This window comes from Adlercreutzia sp. ZJ141 (genome assembly GCF_011038965.1).
Taxonomy (GTDB): domain Bacteria; phylum Actinomycetota; class Coriobacteriia; order Coriobacteriales; family Eggerthellaceae; genus ZJ141.
Map to the genome: position 1 here is coordinate 1 of NZ_JAAKEB010000040.1, position 3892 is coordinate 3892.

Genomic DNA, 3892 nt, shown 5'->3' on the forward strand with positions numbered 1-3892 from the left:
CCGTAAAGTCGATGACACGAGCGCTTCCTTCCTCGTCAAGGTCGGTGATGGCATAACCTTCGGGTGCCTCAACCTCTTGGATGTGATAGCTTCCGTGCTTGGCATAGGCAAGCGATATCATGCCCTCCTCGTCGGTGGTCAGCTCCTCATCAAAAGTGCCCTCGTCGTTCCAGATGTGGAATACGGCACCGGGAACAACGGTTTCATGATCAAGGGCATCGACTTTCAGGATCACAGGGTTTGTCGGCTCGTCGGTCACGGCTTCCTCGTAGTCGTAGACCGCAACATCTTGCCCCGCATATTCGAGCGCCACGGTCTTCTCAGTCACGTCGAGTGCATAGCCGTCCTTGGCCTGCGCTTCATAGACCGTGTAGGTGCCAAGGTAGAGCTCAGGGCTTGTCACCTTGCCGTCCTCGCCTGTGGTAAGTGTGGCTACGATCTCGCCCTCGTGCGCCCGGATAGTTCCCTCAGGCGTTTGGATGGTCTCAGCCGCCTTTATGATGTAGACGGAATCATCGACTGCCTCACCTGTCCAGGCATCCGTCTTGGCAACGGTGATCGTCGCCTTTTGCGGCATGTCCGCGAACTCGATTACGAGCGGATCATCCCATCCCTTGTATTCGGCACCCACGCTAAACGTCTTGCCCTCAAGCTCCTTCACGTATCCGTAAGGAGCATTGACCTCCGTCAAGGTGTAGTCGCCCTGCTCTAAGAGCATGGGCAACGTGAGCTCTCCGCGCTCATTGGCCGTCCAGGTGTCAAGCGTCTCGGTTGCCGGGTAATGGAAGGTGTAGGTGATAGGCTCGCCATTCGCATCGAGCAGCTTAAAGCTGCACGGCAGCGGGATGTGCTTGTTAGTCTCTGCGTCAACCTTTTCGATCTTGAGAGGTGTCTGCGGAATGTGGTCGTTTACAAGTTGGGGCGGGTCGTATTGGCCCTCCTCGGAGATGACCGTCTTCCAGTCGGGGACGGGAAGAAGATCCTTGCCCCACGTTTCCTTAAAGTCTTTCGCCACATGGTCGGGTATCACCTCATGTACGGTGTAGGTGCCGTACGCCAGTGCGCCACTCCAGTCAGAAGGCTTGCTCCAGCCGTTTACCTTCGCATGGTCGTCTTTGGTAGTGGCAAGGCCGTTTGTGTCCGTGATGATCGTACAGACGCGGCTTCCCGGCTTAACGAGCTTTCCGGTCTCAGGTGAGACGACCGGATATGCAGAGGAGTTGATGAGCTCGAACTTAACTCCTGGCACAAGCACGCGCTCGACCTCCTGGGGCATATCTCCTGTCGGATCAGAGTAGATGGTGGTGGGGACTTCCTTCACAAGGCGGAAGTCGCCATGTTTTACGGTATCGGGCACCTTAGGTGAGTTGTAGGTGTAGACGCTCTCGCCAGCTGCCCCGTCTTCAGTGATGCGGATGCAAAACACTTTGGGGTCCCCGCCGTGCCCGTCATCGAGGTTGTAGCCGCGAGGTGCGCGGGTCTCCTGCACGAGAATCGTGCCGAGCGGGATGGAGGCATCCCCGTTGGTCTGGTAGTAGAGAACATCCCCTGAGTACTTGTATTCTTCAGAGTAGTAGGCAAAGCCGTCCGCATCGGTCTCAAACACCCAGGTGCGGGCAGGGCTGCCAGAGGCTTCTGCATCTTGTGCCGTTGCAAAATCACCCGCATAGTAGCGTACCGTGAAAAGCGCGCCTTCGAGCGTGGCGTCACCTTGGGGAGCAGATTTTCCTGTCTGCGCGTCAACCTTGCCAAGGAGCATGCCTACCGGGTCAGACTGTGCGATGTCTGATACCTCACGGTCGTTCACACGCGTCGTCGCGTTCGGGGTCACATGGGTCTTATAGACAGTCGTGTCAAGTGCGTGTCCCGGAGCTTGCTTGGTCTCCATGACCCAGTAGTCGCCCTCTTCGAGCTCACCGAGGCTGCCGTAGCCATTTGCATCGGTTGTGATGACACCGGCCTTGTCGGTAAGGCCCTCGTTTTTGTAGACGGTGTACTCGGCCCCAGCGAGGGAGTAGAGGGGGTTGCCCTCACACATCGAGGGGTTCTCGGTTACCTTCACGAGGTCGAGTGCGCCGTAAGGGATGTACTTGAATGAGAGGATAAGCTGGTTTCCGGCACCGGTGTGGAGCATGAAGGGCTCGAAGTTGCCCGGCACCTCGCCCTGGCGGGCGCAGATCAAACGCCCCGTTGCGTTCGGGTTGATCTCTTGGCCGTTCGTTCCGAAGCCGATCACGTTTTGGCGACACCACGACTTGAACGACTCGTTGCAGCCGAAAAGCGCATAGTGGCCGTTTGACGCGAACGTGTCAGAGAGCAGGATGTGCGTGAGTGCCGCGTAGCGCGCATCGGTCATAGCACTTCCGTTGTACCAGGTGCTGGGCCAAAGGCTCTTGTCAAAGCCCGGGCTCCCATAGCCAAACCAGAGGTCCGCTATGGCCTCACTGTCACGCCCCGAGGGCGCGCTTATGGTGCTTTTGGCGTAGCTACCAGCAGGAGGCGTGCTCGCAGACGGGTTGCCGCAGTAGGCCATCTCTCCGTCAGCGTACATCCAGTTGGTGGCGTATCCGGCGTAGGGGATCATGCCACCGACCGTGAGGTTGGCGGATTCTGCCGCATAGGCGCTCGCCGGCTTGGCAGACTCGGCCAAAGTGACAAAGCCGGACAGCACAAGCGCCAGCGAGATCACGATTCTCAGAACCTTTCCTCCTTGGAAGGCTCGCATTGCGTTCGTTGTCATGCTCGTACCTCCTTATCGAGCCATCGCCGGCTGGCGCGCTTCGTCTCCGGATAGGGTCTGGGAAGCCTCCCTGGCGCTCGCCGCCCGCTTGGCAAGGGACTCTCCTTCACCCTTCTCTGGTGATTCCTTAGCCTGCTCCTGGCTTTGCCCTGCGCGGTAGCGCCGGTAGTTCGCCGCAAGCGCCTCTTTGATCTGCTCCGGTCTTATCTCCGCCCGCTCTTGGACGACCTTGCCGTTCTCGTCTTTCACGTAGTTCCCTTCCTCGTCAACAACCGAGTGATGCATCTTCACCAGCCTGTCCTTGAGAAGCGGGATGTCTACGTAGTTCTCTCCGCGGAACTTTGACGGGTTGACGAACCAGGGCGAGAACTGCCACCCGCCGTAGTCCATGCCGTCGATCTTCGTGCCGGAGGGAAGGGTCACGGAGTTGAAGGTCTTGAGTTCTCCTGTTGCTCTGTCTGAGTACGGGATGTCCGTCTTCACGAATTTCTTGTATATCGTGATGTAGACGTTCTTCTTCTCGGGCTGCACGGTTTGCGCCGTCTGCTCTGTCGCATCAGCCATGATGCTCCTCCTCTGCATGTCTTATCCGATGAGGCGCATGTTGTCGGAAGGTGCCTCCTTCGGATGGTCTTCGAATATTCTTCGGACGTAGAAGTTGTCTAAGGCTCCATGCTGATCACCTCCTTATCCAGCGGATCCATCTTTAGAACCCGCTTACGATCTCTCGCGCCCAAGAGCCGCTCTTGACAAGAGAAAGGATGAGCAGGATGCACATGGCGAGGTACTGAAGCGCGTAGGTGAGCCCGTTCGCTATCCCATCTATTGGCGTTCCCGTGCCGGGGTTAGTTGAAACCAGGCCACCCAAGATGATGGGAAACGAGATGAGCAGCACCAAGATGATGAGGCCCGCTATGCAGACGGCCCCGAAGCTCTTCAAGTACCCGATGCCTATCTGGCGCGTCTGATCGAAGCCGAGAAACGCGAGGGGAATAGGCGAGAAGGCCGCCATGACGTAGAGCTGTATGGCACGCGCCCAGCAGACGACGAGCGCGACGATGTAGGCGATGAGCACCACAAGCCAGCTTATGACGGCCACGACGAGCAGGGCAAGAAGTGCTGAGAGGTCATCATCTGCGGTAACGACCGACA

General features: G+C 58.0%; 3 protein-coding genes. All 3 read right to left on the reverse strand.

Annotated elements, in window-relative coordinates; all coding sequences use genetic code 11:
* Positions 1-2740, reverse strand: a 2740-nt coding sequence (locus G7Y44_RS10125; RefSeq protein WP_165249638.1) for a prealbumin-like fold domain-containing protein, incomplete at its 3' end; no start/stop codon positions are given.
* A gap of 12 nt (positions 2741-2752) precedes the next feature.
* A complete protein-coding gene (locus G7Y44_RS10130; protein ID WP_165249640.1) occupies positions 2753-3304 on the reverse strand; it encodes a DNA gyrase in 552 nt (183 codons plus the stop codon).
* Between the two features lie 142 nt (positions 3305-3446).
* On the reverse strand, positions 3447-3892 hold a 446-nt coding region (locus tag G7Y44_RS10135), incomplete at its 5' end, for a type IV secretion system protein (RefSeq protein ID WP_206214468.1).

Excerpts from the sequence above, each read along its gene's own strand:
- G7Y44_RS10130 (WP_165249640.1), bottom strand. The coding sequence starts at position 3,304 with ATGGCTGATGCGACAGAGCAGACGGCGCAAACCGTGCAGCCCGAGAAG.